Consider the following 14,253-nt stretch of genomic DNA (forward strand, 5'->3'; position numbering starts at 1 on the left):
CACGTTAGGTGGCCCTCGTTGCGCCGCCGCGACGCGCGTGTTTCGGGCAGGTGACGTCTAAATGAGACGGCGGGGCGGCTCTCGTCTCATTCACCATGCTCGGTGTTTTACGCGGCAGGAATCTCGGCGCAACAGCGGCGGGTGAAGCTTGCCGGTATCCGCTCCTCTTCACCTGCATCGTTCGCTCAGCTTGGAGAACTCTCATGACCGTCACCACCAAACCGGCCGCAGACGCCGGTGCCGCGCCGACCGGACGAGCGCTCTCCGGCTCGCTCGGCGTCACGGCGATCGTCTTCATGGTTGTCGCCGCGGCGGCACCGCTCACCGTGATCGGCGGTGCCGCTCCGCTCGGCATCCTCCTCGGCAACGGGGTCGGCTTTCCGAGCATGTATGCCATCTCGGCGGTCGTGCTGCTGCTGTTCTCGGTTGGCCTCGCCGCGATGACCAAGCACGTGCCGAAGCCGGGCGCGTTCTTCACCTTCGTCGGCTACGGGCTCGGCAAGAAGGCGGGGCTCGCGAGCGCGTTCCTCGCGCTGCTCACCTATACGACCATCCAGGTGTCGGTCTACGGCTATATCGGTTACCTGCTCAACGTGACGGTGACCGGCCTCGGCGGACCCGACATTGCCTGGCCGCTGTATTCGCTGGCGTCGATCGCGCTGGTCGGCATCCTCGGTTACCGGCACATCGACCTGTCGTCCAAGGTGCTCGGCGTGCTGCTGATCGGTGAGGTCGGTATCGTGCTGGCGTTGGTCGCCGCTGTTGTGTTCGCCGGCGGGGCGGATGGCCTTTCGCTGGCGCCGTTCGAGCCGTCTCACGTGATGAGTGGGTCACCGGGTATCGGTCTGATGTTCGCGATCGCCGCGTTCATCGGTTTCGAAGCAACGGCAATCTTCCGTGACGAGGCCAAGGACCCGAATCGCACCATCCCGCGCGCCACCTACGTCGCAGTGATCGGCATCGGCCTGTTCTACACCCTCGCGTCGTGGGGGCTGGTCATGGCCTGGGGCCCCGACAACGTGCTCGGTGTCGCCGCCGAAGATCCCGGCGCGATGATCCTCGTCACGACAGCGCAGTACCTCGGTGTTGTCGGAGAGATCATCATCAACGTGCTGCTGATCACGAGCATGTTCGCCTGCGTGCTCTCGTTCCACAACGTCATCACCCGCTACCAGCACTCGATGTCGAACGCTGGCGTGCTGCCGGCCCGCATCGGTTCGGTGCACGCGAAGCACGTCTCGCCGCACCTGTCGTCGCTCACCCAGAGCATCACCGCCGCCGTGTGCGTCGCGATCTTCGCGGTGCTCGGGCTTGACCCGGTGCTGCAGGTGTTCACCTGGTTCGCCGGCGTCGCGACCCTCGCCATTGCGATCCTGATGGCGATCACGAGCGCAGCGATCATCGTCTACTTCGCCCGCACCAAGAAGGACGGACGGCTCTGGAACACGGTCATCGCTCCCGGGCTCGGCTTCGTCGGACTGGTCGGTGCCGCCGTGGTCATCATCGCCAACTTCCCGATGCTCGTCGGCGACGTCGACGCGACAGGGACGCCGAGCTTTGGCGCGGTGAGCGCCGTGCTCCTCGGACTGATCGTGCTGTTCCCGCTCATCGGCTGGGTGCAGGCGCTCGTCATCAAGAAGACCCATCCCGCCGTCTACGAGACGCTCACCGACGCGATCAGCGGCTGACCCTCTCTATTCCTCTTATTTCCCACCCCGCACCACCAGCAAGGAGACCACCCTCATGACCCTCGTCGACACCCCCACCGCAACCTCGGGCGAGAACGAAGCGGGCACGCAGCATCCGCTCGCCAATCTCACCGCCGAAGAATTCGTGACCATCCGCGACATCGTCACCGCATCGGACGACTTCACCGGGACCACCCGCTTCGCCTACGTCGGGCTCGACGAACCGCACAAGCGCGAGGTGCTCGCCTGGCAGGCGGGGCAGGGCGCACTGCCTGAACGCCGGGCGCGGGTGATGCTGCTCGACATGGCGACCGGGCGCTCGACGGACAACATCGTGTCGCTCGACGCCGGTGAAGTGCTCTCCACCTCGGTGCTCGACGGCTCGGCGGGTCAGTTGCCGATCCTGGTCGAGGAATTCGACGCGGTGGCCGACATCGTCGCCGAGGATCCGCGCTGGGTCGAGGCGCTGACCCGCCGCGGCACCACCGTCGAGGACGTCAAGGTTGTGCCGCTGTCTGCCGGGTACTACGACTTCCCCGAGGAGGAAGGGCGACGGATGCTGCGTGTGCTCGCCTTCCGGCAGGACTACCCGGGCGACCACGTCTGGGCGCACCCGGTTGACGGTCTCAGCGCGTACGTCGACACGGCATCCCGCACGATCACGCGGCTGATTGACTCGGCTGACCTGGCGATTCCCGCCGAGAGCGGCAACTTCGACGACCCGGCGGTGCAGGGCGAACCGCTCACGACGCTCAAGCCGATCGTCATCACTCAGCCCGAGGGGCCGAGCTTCACGGTGGACGGCGATGTGGTCAGCTGGGCGAACTGGAAGTTCCAGGTCGGTTTCGACGTGCGCGAGGGTCTGGTGTTGCGTCAGCTGTCCTTCACGGATGCCGGCGAGGAGCGTTCGGTCATCTACCGTGCCTCGATCAATGAAATGCTCGTTCCCTACGCGGACCCGTCGCCGGTGCGGTTCTGGCAGAACTACTTCGACACCGGCGAGTACCTCTTCGGCCGGTTCACCAACTCGCTCGCGCTCGGCTGCGACTGTGTCGGCGAGATCAAGTACTTCGACGCGGTGATGGCCGACGAGACCGGCAACCCGTTCACCATTTCGAACGGCATCTGCATGCACGAGGAAGACTTCGGCACGCTGTGGAAGCACTCCGACCTCTACACCGGCTCGAACGAGGTGCGCCGCTCTCGCCGGCTCGTCATCTCGTTCTTCACCACCGTCGGCAACTACGACTACGGCTTCTACTGGTACCTCTACCTCGACGGCACCATCGAGTGTGAGGCGAAGCTGACCGGCATCCTGTTTACCTCGGCGTACCCGGGGCTCTCCGCCTCCGGTGACGATTACCCGTATGCGTCGGAGGTCGCGCCCGGACTCGGCGGCCCGTACCACCAGCACCTCTTCTCGGCGCGGCTCGACATGATGGTCGACGGGCTGTCCAACGCCGTCGATGAGGTTGAAGTCGGGCGGGTGCCGGTCGGACCGGGCAACGAGCACGGCAACGCGTTCACCAAGAAGACGACCCGCATCTCAACGGAAGCGGTCTCGGGTCGCGTCGCCGACGCATCCGTTGCCCGCTCCTGGAACGTCGTGAACACGGAGAAGACCAACCGGATGGGGCGGCCGACCGGATACACGCTCTACCCGCAGGATGCCCCGACGCTGCTGGCGGATGCCTCCTCCTCGATCGCTGCGCGCGCGGAGTTTGCGACCAAGCACCTGTTCGTCACTCAGTACGACCCCGCCGAGAAGTATGCGGCTGGCGACTTCGTGCATCAGAACCCGGGTCGTGACGGCGTCTCTCGGTATATCGCGGATGACGCGTCGGTCGACGGTGAGGACATTGTGCTGTGGCACACGTTCGGGCCGACGCACTTTCCGCGGCCGGAGGATTGGCCAGTGATGCCCGTCGACTACGCGAAGTTCACGCTCAAGCCGTATGGGTTCTTCGGCAAGAACCCGGCGCTGAATGTGCCGGCGGCGGTGGCGCACTGTTCGTCGGGGATCGCGTCGCCCGATGCGGCGGCCTCGGACGAGCTCGGTGTTGCTGATGGCGATGGGGTGGCGTCGGCGGATCTCGGGCTGTCGGCTTCGTCGGCTGCTGGTTCTGCTGCCGCTGCTTCATCGGGCGGGTGCGGCGACAACTGCACCTGCGGGCACTAGCTCTTCGCCATGACGGAGTTGCTCCACCTCTCGGCTCTCCTGCCGGCCGCCTTCGGTGCGTGTTGCACCGTCGGGGGTCGGCGGGGGAGCCGGGTGCTGTCCGGGTTCGAGGGCTTTGCCGCCGTTGCGATGTTGGTGGCGATGGCGGATGTCGCGCTCGGCCTCGGTCTCGTCGCCCCGATCCTGTGGGTGGTCGCCCTGGTCGCGCTCGCCCTGGTCGGGTTGCCGCTGGGGCGGGTGTCGCTTGCGACGGTACCTGGTTCGGGCGGGCGCGCGACCACCGAGTCGTCGGACATGCGCGACCGGGACCGTGGCCACCCGCCGTTGTTGCACTCGAGTCTCGGTCTAATCGTGATGGCCGGGCTGCTCGCCGTGATGGCGGCAGGCCACGCGGCATCCGTCGCATCGCACCACTCCACGGGGGGACTGCTCCCCACCCTCGTGCTCACCGGATCAGCGGTCTATGTCGGCTACTCGACCTGGCGTGCGGCAGCGCTGTACCGTCTGCCGAGGCGCGACGTTCTCGGATGCCTCGAGGCAGCGAGCATGGCGGCATCCGTTGCGCTGATGGCGGGCGCGCTAGCTGTGTGAGGCCCTGCCACACCTTTCGTTTCGCCCAGCGCTGCACTCCCTGCGCGTGGAGCCCTCCCAATCTCGCCGACCGCTGCACTTCCATGCCCGCGCTACACATAATTCTGCAGCGCGGGCATGGATCTGTAGCGCTCGCCGACGAACCGCTCCTGCGGGACCTGATCGGATGCCTCGAGGCCGCGAGCATGGCGGCATCCGTTGCGCTGATGGCGGGCGCGCTCGCCGTCTGAGGCTGCGCCAACCCATGCGCTGCACGCGCTCCATCCCATCCGCATCGGCCGCCGCTGTACTTCCATGCCCGCGCTACAGGTGCTTCTGCAGCGCGGGCATGGATCTGCAGCGCTCGCCGAACACGGCGGCCGCGGTTGGCTCGGATGCTTCGAGGCCGCGAGCATGGCGGCATCCGTCGCGCTGATGGCGGGCGCGCTCGCGATCTGAAGCTCCGCCACACTTTCCGCGTCACCCGGCCCATCCGCGCTGCCCACCGCTGCACTTCCATGCTCGCGCTGCACATACTTCTGCAGCGCGGACATGGAGTTGCAGCGCTCGCCGACTGGCCTGAGCTGCACGACGCGGGCTTGTCGTCTCGACGCCCGCGTGGAGCGCACGTGCGACCCGCGGAATGGATGCTGCCGACTGGCCTCCGTGACTGTCCCGGATAGGGTGCAGTCAGGTATATCGAGCAGCGCGCGTCGCGGAGGACCCACACCATGGAGATCGAACACGTCCTTCCCGAACTGCGCAAACCGATGAAGCGCGCGCAAGTGTCGCTCCCACGCTGGCTTGTCCGGCCCCTCGTCACGATGATGCCAGTCCCGAAGTCATCAGCCGTGCGAGTGCGTGTCGCGAAGGCGGGCTCTGTTCGACTGCGAATCTACGAGCCGGTTGGCGCACGGAGCGGCGCGGGATTGCTGTGGATTCACGGCGGCGGACTGCTGTTCGGCGATGCGAGGCAGGATGAAACGCTCTGCCTGTCCACTGCGGAACGGTTGGGCGTCGTCATCGTGTCAGCGAATTACCGTTTCGCGCCGGAGCATCCGTTCCCGGCCGCGCACCAGGATGTGCTGACCGCATGGCGCTGGTTCCTGCAGCATGCGGCAGCGCTTCGAGTGGAGTCCGCCCGAATCGCCGTCGGTGGGGAGAGCGCTGGTGCCGGCCTCGCGGCGGGACTCGTGCAACGGATCCACGACGACGGGGGCACCCAGCCGTGTGCGCAATGGCTGTTCGCTCCCATGCTTGATGACCGCACGGCAGCCCGTCGTGACCTCGACGCTCAGGAGCATTTCGTGTGGAATAACCGGAAGAATCGGGAGGGGTGGTCGGGCTACCTCGGTGCTCCGGTCGGTTCGGCCGACGTCCCGCCATATTCAGTTCCTGCGCGGCGCCTCGACCTGACGGGTTTGCCGCCCGCGTACCTGACCTGGACAGACCTGGAGCTGTTCGCCGACGAGGACAGCGTATACGCCGACGCGCTTCGGGCTGCGGGCGTGCCAGTGACCACCGATGTTGTGCCGGGCGGCGTGCACGGCTTTGAGAACTGGGCGAACGACACAACTGTGGCGCGGGAACTGATCGAGCGCGCGCAGGCGTGGTTGCGATCAGCGACCGCCGCCCAGTAATCACCCGACCCGGCCCGACCGACCGACGCATCGCGCAGCATCCGCCGCTGCACTTCCATGCTCGCGCTACACATACTTCTGCAGCGCGGGCATGGATCTGCAGCGCGCGACGAACCACGCCCGGACGGCGCGGCACGGAGCGACGCCCAACACCCAGCTCAACCGACCGACGCATTGCGCAGCATCCGCCGCTGCACTTCCATGCTTGCGCTGCACATACTTCTGCAGCGCGAGCATGGAGCTGCAGCGCTCGGCGAACCACAAGCGAACGGCGCGGCACGGAGCAACCCCAACACCCGGCAGAATTGACCCATGACCCTTCCTCTTTCCGGAACGCAGTTCGAGCTCACCAGCGGCCCATACACCGCGACCATCGCCAGCGTCGGCGCCTCGCTGCGCGAGCTGAAGCACAACGGCCGCGACCTCGTCGTTCCCTATGACGCCGACCAGGTGCGCCCGGCCTACCGCGGCGCCACCCTCGCGCCGTGGCCGAACCGCGTCGTCGACGGCACCTACAGCTTCGAGGGCACCGACTACATCCTCGCGCTCAGTGAACCGGAGCGTCACCACGCCCTGCACGGACTCGTCGCCTGGCACGACTTCATCGCCCTCGACGAGGCCGACGACCGCGTCATGCTCGCCACCACCATCGAAGCGCAGACCGGTTACCCGTTCCGCATCCAGGTACGCGTCGAATTCACGCTCGACGACGACGGCCTCCACACCACCGTCGCCGCCCGCAATACCGGCAACGCTCCCGCCCCGTTCGGCACCGGCCCGCACCCGTACCTCGTCGCCGGCGAGGGCACGGTCGACGACTGGACCCTCCTCCTCCCCGCCGAGCAGGTGCTCACCGTCACCGACGACCGACTCATCCCGATCGGCAAAGCGGATGTCGCCACCGAGTCAGGCGGGATCTTCGATTTCCGCGAACCCCGCGTCATCGGCGACACCTTCATCGACCACGCGTTCACGTCGATCGTCCGCGACGAAAACCGCACAGCCGAAGTCCGCGTCACCGCACCGTCGGGCACCGGCGTGAAGATGCGCTGGGACTCGTCGTGCAAGTGGGTCCAGGTGCACACCGCCGACCGGCCCGCACCGGAACCCAGCCGCCTCGGCCTCGCGGTCGAGCCGATGACCTGCCCGCCTGACGCGTTCAACTCCGGCGAGGACCTGCTCGTGCTTCAGCCCGGCGGCGTCACCTTCGCGTCGTGGAGTATCGCCGCAATCTAGTCTTGCGATTTTGCGGATGCCGGCCAGCGGCATCCGTGTATCGCGCCCTGCCCACGCCCCATCCCTAAGGAACTGTTTTGGAAACGACTCTGACCCGCAGACTGGGCGTGCCCGGCATCGTCTTCATGGTGATCGCGGCGGCCGCGCCGATCACCGTGGTGGCGGCGAACTTCCCGCTCGTTCTCACCGTGTCCGGGTCGATCGGCGCGCCGTTGATGGTGCTCGTGGCGACGGTCATCCTGCTGCTGTTCTCGGTCGGATACGCATGGATGACCCCGCGGGTGCCGGATGCCGGCGCGTTCTACTCCTATGTGGATCGCGGGCTGGGGCGGCGGGCTGGCCTCGGAACCGCGGCGATCGCGCTCCTGTCGTACGTTCTGCTGACCGTGTCGATGACGGCGTACCTCGGCGTGCAGGCCGGCAACCTGATCGAACTCTGGACGGGACTGCAGCTGCCGTGGTGGCTCATCTCGGCGGTGATGCTGGTGATCGTCGGGCTGCTCGGCTACCGCAGCATCGACCTGTCGGCGAAGGTGCTCGGCATCGTGCTCGTGCTTGAAGTCGTGGCGGTGATCGCCATCGACCTCGGCGTGCTGTTCTCGGGGCGGGAGCTGACCACCACCCCGTTCAGCCCGGCCGAAGCGCTCTCGGGCGCACCCGGCCTCGGATTGCTCTTCGTGTTCCTCGGGTTCTTCGGCTTCGAGGCCACCGCCGTGTTCCGCAACGAAGCCCGCGACCCCGAACGGACCGTGCCGCGGGCAACGTACATCGCGGTGGTCGCCGTTGGCGTGCTCTACTTCGTCTCCTCCTGGCTGGTGATTTCCGGACTCGGCGGGACGGATGCCATTGCCGCCTCCGAGGCGAACCCCGACAGTGTCATCGTCGGCCTGGCGGGCGAGGTCGTCGCGCCGATCTTCGCCGACCTCGTGCAGGTGCTCGTCGTGACGAGCATGTTCGCGTGCATGCTGGCCTTCCACAACATCGTCACGCGCTACCTCTTCACCCTCGGACAGCGCGGCGTGCTTCCCCGCACGCTCGCCGCGGTGCACTCGAAGCACCGCGCACCGTCGCGGGCGTCCCTGTGGGTCAGTGCGATCACATCCGTCGTCATTGTGGTGTCGGCTCTCGCCCAGCTCGACCCGGTGGTGCAGATCTACACCTGGTACTCGGGAGCCGGCGCGGTCGGTGTCATCTGGATGATGGCGCTCACGAGCTTCGCCGTGCTCGCCTTCGGGGCGAAGCGGCGCGGCACACCCGGTGAGGCGCCGTCACCGTGGGTGGTCACCGCGTCGGTCCTCGGTGGACTGGGCTTGCTGGGAGTGCTCGCCATCTCGCTGTGGAACTTCCCGTTCCTCGTCGGCGGCACTGTCGCGGCTCTCGTGTGGGGGCTGGTTCTCGCTGGTGTCTTTGTCGGCGGGTTGTTCGTGCCGCACCGGGGGAGTAGTGCTTCCGAACCGACGCCGCCGGTGCTTGAGGACGTCGCTCGCTGACGCGTCGCGCAGGTGGCGGCATCCGTCGCCCGAGGCGCTTTCGCGCGCGTGACGGCATCCGTTAGCCGACGGCCCTTCGGCGACCGCTCCACTTCCATGCCCGAGCTACAGATACTTCTGCAGCGCGGGCATGGATGTGCCGCGCTCGCCAGCGTGACGGCGGACATCCGGTGGTCAGGTCGGCGTAATCCACGATTTGTCGAAGCGGATGCTGCGGATGCTGCGGGTGCGGTTGGGGCGGCGGTTGCGGCTGTGGCCTTTCGCCGACCGCTCCACTTCCATGCCCGCGCTGCAGATACTTCTGCAGCGCAGACATGGATCTGCCGCGCTCGCGGAATAAGGGCAGCGTCAGTGGTCCAGGGCCCGTCGGTGTAACCATCGCTGGCGGTCCGCGGCGGGATCGGGCTGCTGGGCTGCACCCCTTCGGTGTGGAACTTCCCATTGTCGAAACGCCAAGACCCCGGCAGCGTCGTGCGCGGCCGGGGTCTTCGACGGTTCGGTGGTGACTATGCCGCGGGGCGGGCTCCGCGGAGCTCAGCGAGCTCACGCCCGGACTGGCGAGCGACGGTCTCGGCCTCCGTCTTGATTTCCTGGGCCATGTCGGTGAAGGCATCGAGGGCAGGGTTCACGCCGACGAGCGTGAACTGGCGCTCGACCACGCGAAGGTCGAGGCCCCACACGTCTTCGAGTACGCGGCGCAGCCACGGCGTTGAGTGATCCCAGCCTTCCTTCGGCGTGCCGACGTTGTAGTTTCCGCCCAGCACAGTGACCAGGGTCGCGGGTTTGCCGGCCAGCGTCGTGCTTCCGGGCCCGAGGCGCGGGTCGGTCAGCACGAGGTCGAACCAGGTCTTGAAGTGCTGGGACACTCCGAAGTTGTAGAGCGGAACCGTGAACACCATGGCATCCGCACTGACGAGCTCGTCGCTCAACGCGGTCGCCAGCGCTACAGCTTCGCGCTGCGCGTCGGTGCGGTCGGGCTCCGGAGTAAATCCGGCCGTGACCGCGTTCTGCCATGCCGCCGGTGGAATCGGGTCTGCTGCAAGGTCCCGGCGGATCACTGTCGAGTCGGGGTGAACCGCGGCCCACTCCTTCTCGACGAGGTCGCCGAGCGCGCGGCTGGCAGACATAGCGGGAAGGATGCTTGCATCAAGTCGAAACAGCGTCACAGAATCTCCATTCAATAAGAGTCGCTCTGTTTTTCAGAGCGACTAGTTCTAGATTAGCAGCGTAGAATCTGGGTATGACTCCACAGCCGATCCAGCACAGCGTGTGCGACGCGGCGGTCATCCTTGCATTCACTGTCCTGGGCAAACGATGGAATGGCCTGATCATTGCGACAATTGGTGAAGGCGAGTTGTCCTTCGTGGAACTGCGCCGAAGCGTCACAGGAATCAGCGATGCCGTTCTCTCCGACCGGCTCTCCGAGCTTGCCGACGCCGCGCTTGTGACGCGCACCGTCGACCCCGGCCCGCCTGTGTCGGTTGCCTACTCGCTCACGGCGAGTGGAGTGGAGCTCTTGCCGCTGCTTGAGCAGCTGGGGCAGTGGGCCTCATCCCACCTCACGCCCAAGGGTGACGCGTAGTAACTCCGCTGCAGCGTCGGCCGCCGCCGAGCGCTCCACTTCCATGCCCGAGCTACAGATACTTCTGCAGCGCGGACATGGGTGTGTAGCGCACGCCGCCGTGACCGCTGGCATCCGCTTCTCCAGGCTGGCGTGATTCCTCGATTTGTCGATGCTGCGGATGCTGCGGATGCTGCGGGTGCGGCTGGGGCGGTGGTTGCGGCTGTGGCCTTTCGCCGACCGCTCCACTTCCATGCCCGCGCTGCAGATACTTCTGCAGCGCGGGCATGGATCTGTAGCGCTCGCCGCCGTGACCGCTGGCATCCGCAAAAACAATTTCCATGGACAAACCAGACCTTTCGTCCTAGCCTGATGCTGCATTCACTTCGCGAAAAGCTTTCAACGATGTAAACGGCGGAAGACCGCGCGTTTTTCCGGCGTCAGGCTGTTGTAGTGGGCCCGATTCCGGCGATCCAGCGGCGTGAAATGGGTGCATTTTCTCTCGCAGCAACAGTGGCACTCCGGTGCCCGACAACGGTGTCTTTGCACCGCGAAAGGACCAGCAATCCCATGATCAAGAGAAAAGCCCTGCTCGCAGCAGGCATGACGACGGCGCTCGCAGCAGCGCTCGTCGGATGCACCAATAACAACGGGGGCAGCGGAGGCGGTGGTGGCTCCGGTGCCAGCAAATCCAACTGCACCAATGACATCAAGGTGAAGGATGTTCCGGTCGTCACGTACTGGGGATGGCTCCCAGACACCGCCGAGACCGTCGACAACTTCAACGAATCGAACGACGACGTTCAGATTTGCTGGTCGAACGCCGGCCAGGGCGGTGACGAGTACACCAAGCTCTCCACCTCGCTCGAGTCGAAGTCAGGCGCGCCCGACATCGTCCAGATCGAGTACGACTGGCTGAACAGCTTCCTGATCCAGGGCGGACTCGTCGACATGACCGAGCACGGCATCGAGGATTACAAGGACAACTTCACCGAAGGTGCCTGGCGCGATGTCTCGAGCGGCGACGGCGTTTATGCGGTGCCGGTCGACCTGGGACCTGTGGGCATGTGGTACCGGGCCGACATCTTCGAAGAGAACGGCATCGCCATCCCCACCACGTGGGATGAATACGCGGCAGCGGCCGAGCAGCTGAACACCGCGACCGGCGGAGCGGTCAAGATCGGCAACTTCGCCCCCAACGGTGCCGGACAGCACTACGCCTTCCTCGACCAGGCCGGCGCCGTTCCGTTCGAGTTCGACAACGGCAACCCCACCGAAATCACCATCAACCACAACGATGACGCGACCAAGACGGTCTACGAATACTGGCTCGACCTGGTCGACCGCGGACTCGTCGGCACCGACCAGGCGTGGACGCCCGAGTTCAGCACTGCGTTGGCCAGCGGCAAGTACGCGACCGCCGTGTACCCGGTCTGGTACAACGCGCACATCCCCGACTTCGAGGACCCGGAAGCGGGCGCCGTCTGGCGTGCGGCTCCGATCCCGCAGTGGGATGCCGCCAACCCGGTGCAGGTGAACTGGGGCGGCAGCACGCTCGCCGTCACGACGCAGGCCAGCGATGCAGCACTCGCAACGAAGGTTGCCGCTGAGCTGTACAACACGGAGGAGCGACAGAAGCTCGGCGTTGAGAAGGGTGGCCTCTTCCTGGCCATGCCGGACATGATCGAGTCTGACTACTTCAAGGACCTCGAGTACGAGTTCTTCGGCGGTCAGAAGTTCAACGGAGAGTTCTTCGCCCAGGCAGCGCTCGACTACGAGGGTGTGATGTTCTCGCCGTTCTCGCAGTACTACTACGACGAGTCGCAGCGCCTTCTGTCCGAGGCGATCGAGGGCAACATGACCGCGGCCGAAGCGGCGGACGAGTTGCAGAAATCGCTGGAGACCTACGCCACCGAACAGGGTTTCACCCTGAACTGAGTTCGGTCCTGTGCGGGCGGGGCAGCGCCCCGCCCGCACAGGAGTTCTTCACAATGCGTCCCAAGGAAGTGACCCATGTCTACCACCCCTCAGCTTCAGCATCCCGTCCGCCCACCAACGGTGAAGCGCGGCGCCAGTCTTGAGCGGAAGCACGCGCGATTCGGCTGGGTGTTTCTCGCTCCGTTCGCCATCGTGTTTCTCGTTTTCCTCGTCCTCCCACTGGTCTATGCCTTCTGGATGAGCCTGCACACCAACACCCTCGCCGGTGGCGAACAGTTCGCTGGCCTCGCCAACTACGTCAAAGCGTTCACCGACGAGCGCTTCCTGTCGGGAATGGTGCGGGTCGCCGCGTTCGCCGTTGTGTTCGTCCCCCTCCAGATCGGGCTGGCCCTGGTCTTTGCGCTCATCCTCGACGACATCCGCACGAGGCTGTCCCGGTTCACACGGCTGCTCATCTTCGTGCCGTACGCGATCCCCGGTGTGATCGGCGCACTGATGTGGGGATTCCTGTACAGCCCGTCGTTCGGCCCGCTCGTGACGGTCTTCGAGTTCCTGAACACCCAGGCGCCCGACCTGCTCAACCGCGATTCGATCTTCTGGTCCCTGACCAACATCGTCACGTGGCAGTGGACGGGCTACTACATGATCATCATCTACGCCTCACTGCAGTCGATCGACCCGGCCATCTACGAGGCCGCGCGCATCGATGGGGCGACGAAGCTCCAGACGGCACTGCATATCAAGGTACCGATCGTTGCGTCGTCACTCGTGCTGACCGTCGTGTTCTCCCTGATCGGCACACTGCAGTTCTTCACCGAACCGCAGGTCCTCGCCCCGCTGGCCGGTAACGCCATCGATGCGGCGTACACGCCGAACCTGTACGCCTACAACCTGGCGTTCTCGTACCAGCAGTTCAACTACGCGTCGGCGATCTCCTTCGCGCTCGGACTGATGGTCTTCCTCGCCTCGATCATTTTCCTCATCGCCACACGCAAGAAGAGCGGACTCCGCTGATGACTACCTCACCTCTGCCACTCATCGACGATGCGATCACCGAGTCCGGCCCGCGCAAAAAGCGGCCAGACGTGCTGCCGGGGGAGCGCAAACAGGTCGGCATGCACATCCTCCTCACCATCGCCGCCCTCTACTTCCTGCTCCCGATCTGGTGGCTGGTCGTCGCGGGCACCAAGAGCACCCAGGGCCTGTTCAACGGCACCGGCGGGCCGCTGTGGTTCGACCAGAACTTCGCGCTGTTCGACAACATCGCGCAGCTGGCGACGTACAACAGCGGCATCTACGTGCGCTGGCTGGGCAACTCGTTCCTCTACGCCTTCGCTGGCGGCGTCGGCGCGACGGTCCTGGCCGTGCTCGCCGGTTACGCGTTCGCGAAGTACCGGTTCCGGGGACGTTCGGTCAGCTTTATGGTGCTGCTGGCATCCGTTATGGTCCCCGCAACGGCCCTCGTCATCCCGACGTACGTGCTGTTCAACAACCTCGGCCTCACCAACACCGTGTGGGCCGTGATCCTGCCGTCGCTGCTCAGCCCGTTCGGGGTGTACCTGATGCGCGTTTACATTCAGGATGCTATTCCCGACGAACTGCTCGACGCCGCGCGTGTCGACGGCTCCGGTGAGTTCCGGACCTTCGCCACGATCGCACTGCCGTTGATGCGGCCGGCGATTGTGACGGTGCTGCTGCTGTCCGTCGTCGGTGGCTGGAACAACTACTTCCTGCCGCTGGCCATGCTGTCTGACCAGACGCTGCTGCCGGTCACTGTCGGCCTCAACACGTGGCAGGTGCAGTCGAACTCCGCCACGGCTGGAGGTCTCGTCTGGAACCTGGTGACCAGCGGTTCGCTCGTCTCCGTCATTCCGCTCATCATCGCGTTCCTGCTGCTGCAGAAGTACTGGCAGGGCGGGCTTTCGATGGGAAGCATCAAGTAACAGCGGCC

Annotated in this window: 14 protein-coding genes; 12 read left to right on the forward strand and 2 right to left on the reverse strand. The window is 65.7% G+C overall.

All coding sequences use genetic code 11. The features are described 5' to 3' along the window. The first annotated feature begins 203 nt into the window (after window positions 1-203). The 8 genes from AC1C2N_RS06820 to AC1C2N_RS06855 all read left to right on the forward strand — a co-directional run bounded on the left by AC1C2N_RS06820 (window position 204) and on the right by AC1C2N_RS06855 (window position 8,803). Window positions 204-1,688 (forward strand): APC family permease, encoded by a 1,485-nt coding sequence (locus AC1C2N_RS06820; protein WP_495433392.1) that lies wholly within the window; start codon window positions 204-206, stop codon window positions 1,686-1,688. Between the two features lie 55 nt (window positions 1,689-1,743). Then, window positions 1,744-3,867 (forward strand): primary-amine oxidase, encoded by a 2,124-nt coding sequence (locus AC1C2N_RS06825; protein WP_495433393.1) that lies wholly within the window; start codon window positions 1,744-1,746, stop codon window positions 3,865-3,867. A 9-nt stretch (window positions 3,868-3,876) separates the two neighbouring features. Then, window positions 3,877-4,458, forward strand: a complete 582-nt coding sequence (locus AC1C2N_RS06830; RefSeq protein WP_495433394.1) for a hypothetical protein — start codon at window positions 3,877-3,879, stop codon at window positions 4,456-4,458. Window positions 4,459-4,541: 83 nt separating this feature from the next. Beyond that, window positions 4,542-4,688: a hypothetical protein gene (locus AC1C2N_RS06835; protein ID WP_495433395.1), complete on the forward strand. Its 147-nt coding sequence runs from the start codon at window positions 4,542-4,544 to the stop codon at window positions 4,686-4,688. Between the two features lie 64 nt (window positions 4,689-4,752). Next, entirely contained in the window at window positions 4,753-4,896 is a 144-nt protein-coding gene (locus AC1C2N_RS06840; RefSeq protein WP_495433396.1) for a hypothetical protein, read from the forward strand. A 272-nt stretch (window positions 4,897-5,168) separates the two neighbouring features. After that, on the forward strand, window positions 5,169-6,077 hold the full coding sequence (locus AC1C2N_RS06845; protein WP_495433397.1) for an alpha/beta hydrolase: 909 nt from the start codon (window positions 5,169-5,171) through the stop codon (window positions 6,075-6,077). Window positions 6,078-6,389: 312 nt separating this feature from the next. After that, a complete protein-coding gene (locus AC1C2N_RS06850; protein WP_495433398.1) occupies window positions 6,390-7,313 on the forward strand; it encodes an aldose 1-epimerase family protein in 924 nt (307 codons plus the stop codon). A gap of 77 nt (window positions 7,314-7,390) precedes the next feature. Continuing rightward, window positions 7,391-8,803: an APC family permease gene (locus AC1C2N_RS06855; RefSeq protein WP_495433399.1), complete on the forward strand. Its 1,413-nt coding sequence runs from the start codon at window positions 7,391-7,393 to the stop codon at window positions 8,801-8,803. A 506-nt stretch (window positions 8,804-9,309) separates the two neighbouring features. On the opposite strand, the gene AC1C2N_RS06860 is transcribed toward AC1C2N_RS06855, so the two are convergent. After that, window positions 9,310-9,969, reverse strand: a complete 660-nt coding sequence (locus tag AC1C2N_RS06860) for an FMN-dependent NADH-azoreductase (RefSeq protein ID WP_495433400.1) — start codon at window positions 9,967-9,969, stop codon at window positions 9,310-9,312. A 74-nt stretch (window positions 9,970-10,043) separates the two neighbouring features. Between AC1C2N_RS06860 and AC1C2N_RS06865 the strand changes: the two genes are divergently transcribed. Further along, on the forward strand, window positions 10,044-10,385 hold the full coding sequence (locus AC1C2N_RS06865) for a winged helix-turn-helix transcriptional regulator (RefSeq protein WP_495433402.1): 342 nt from the start codon (window positions 10,044-10,046) through the stop codon (window positions 10,383-10,385). A gap of 52 nt (window positions 10,386-10,437) precedes the next feature. On the opposite strand, the gene AC1C2N_RS06870 is transcribed toward AC1C2N_RS06865, so the two are convergent. After that, window positions 10,438-10,707 carry a hypothetical protein gene (locus AC1C2N_RS06870; RefSeq protein WP_495433403.1) on the reverse strand — a complete coding sequence of 90 codons (270 nt, stop codon included), beginning with the start codon at window positions 10,705-10,707 and terminating at the stop codon, window positions 10,438-10,440. Window positions 10,708-10,934: 227 nt separating this feature from the next. Here AC1C2N_RS06870 and AC1C2N_RS06875 point away from each other — a divergent pair, with 227 nt between their 5' ends. The 3 genes from AC1C2N_RS06875 (at window position 10,935) to AC1C2N_RS06885 (ending at window position 14,245) form a co-directional block, all read left to right on the forward strand. Then, the gene (locus AC1C2N_RS06875) at window positions 10,935-12,302 is read left to right on the forward strand and encodes an ABC transporter substrate-binding protein (protein WP_495433404.1); all 1,368 of its coding nucleotides are present in this window, start codon (window positions 10,935-10,937) and stop codon (window positions 12,300-12,302) included. 75 nt (window positions 12,303-12,377) lie between these two features. Beyond that, window positions 12,378-13,316: a carbohydrate ABC transporter permease gene (locus tag AC1C2N_RS06880; protein WP_483406322.1), complete on the forward strand. Its 939-nt coding sequence runs from the start codon at window positions 12,378-12,380 to the stop codon at window positions 13,314-13,316. Continuing rightward, window positions 13,316-14,245 (forward strand): carbohydrate ABC transporter permease, encoded by a 930-nt coding sequence (locus tag AC1C2N_RS06885; RefSeq protein ID WP_483406321.1) that lies wholly within the window; start codon window positions 13,316-13,318, stop codon window positions 14,243-14,245. Before AC1C2N_RS06880 ends, AC1C2N_RS06885 begins: the two co-directional genes overlap by 1 nt. Window positions 14,246-14,253: the final 8 nt, after the last annotated feature.

The organism is Mycetocola sp. Y791, from assembly GCF_059445325.1.

Bases quoted from the DNA above. Each gene is read 5' to 3' on its own strand.
- AC1C2N_RS06820 (WP_495433392.1), top strand. From the start codon at position 204: ATGACCGTCACCACCAAACCGGCCGCAGACGCCGGTGCCGCGCCGACC.
- AC1C2N_RS06825 (WP_495433393.1), top strand. From the start codon at position 1,744: ATGACCCTCGTCGACACCCCCACCGCAACCTCGGGCGAGAACGAAGCG.
- AC1C2N_RS06830 (WP_495433394.1), top strand. From the start codon at position 3,877: ATGACGGAGTTGCTCCACCTCTCGGCTCTCCTGCCGGCCGCCTTCGGT.
- AC1C2N_RS06835 (WP_495433395.1), top strand. From the start codon at position 4,542: ATGCCCGCGCTACACATAATTCTGCAGCGCGGGCATGGATCTGTAGCG.
- AC1C2N_RS06840 (WP_495433396.1), top strand. From the start codon at position 4,753: ATGCCCGCGCTACAGGTGCTTCTGCAGCGCGGGCATGGATCTGCAGCG.
- AC1C2N_RS06845 (WP_495433397.1), top strand. From the start codon at position 5,169: ATGGAGATCGAACACGTCCTTCCCGAACTGCGCAAACCGATGAAGCGC.
- AC1C2N_RS06850 (WP_495433398.1), top strand. From the start codon at position 6,390: ATGACCCTTCCTCTTTCCGGAACGCAGTTCGAGCTCACCAGCGGCCCA.
- AC1C2N_RS06865 (WP_495433402.1), top strand. From the start codon at position 10,044: ATGACTCCACAGCCGATCCAGCACAGCGTGTGCGACGCGGCGGTCATC.
- AC1C2N_RS06870 (WP_495433403.1), bottom strand. From the start codon at position 10,707: ATGGAAATTGTTTTTGCGGATGCCAGCGGTCACGGCGGCGAGCGCTAC.
- AC1C2N_RS06875 (WP_495433404.1), top strand. From the start codon at position 10,935: ATGATCAAGAGAAAAGCCCTGCTCGCAGCAGGCATGACGACGGCGCTC.
- AC1C2N_RS06880 (WP_483406322.1), top strand. From the start codon at position 12,378: ATGTCTACCACCCCTCAGCTTCAGCATCCCGTCCGCCCACCAACGGTG.
- AC1C2N_RS06885 (WP_483406321.1), top strand. From the start codon at position 13,316: ATGACTACCTCACCTCTGCCACTCATCGACGATGCGATCACCGAGTCC.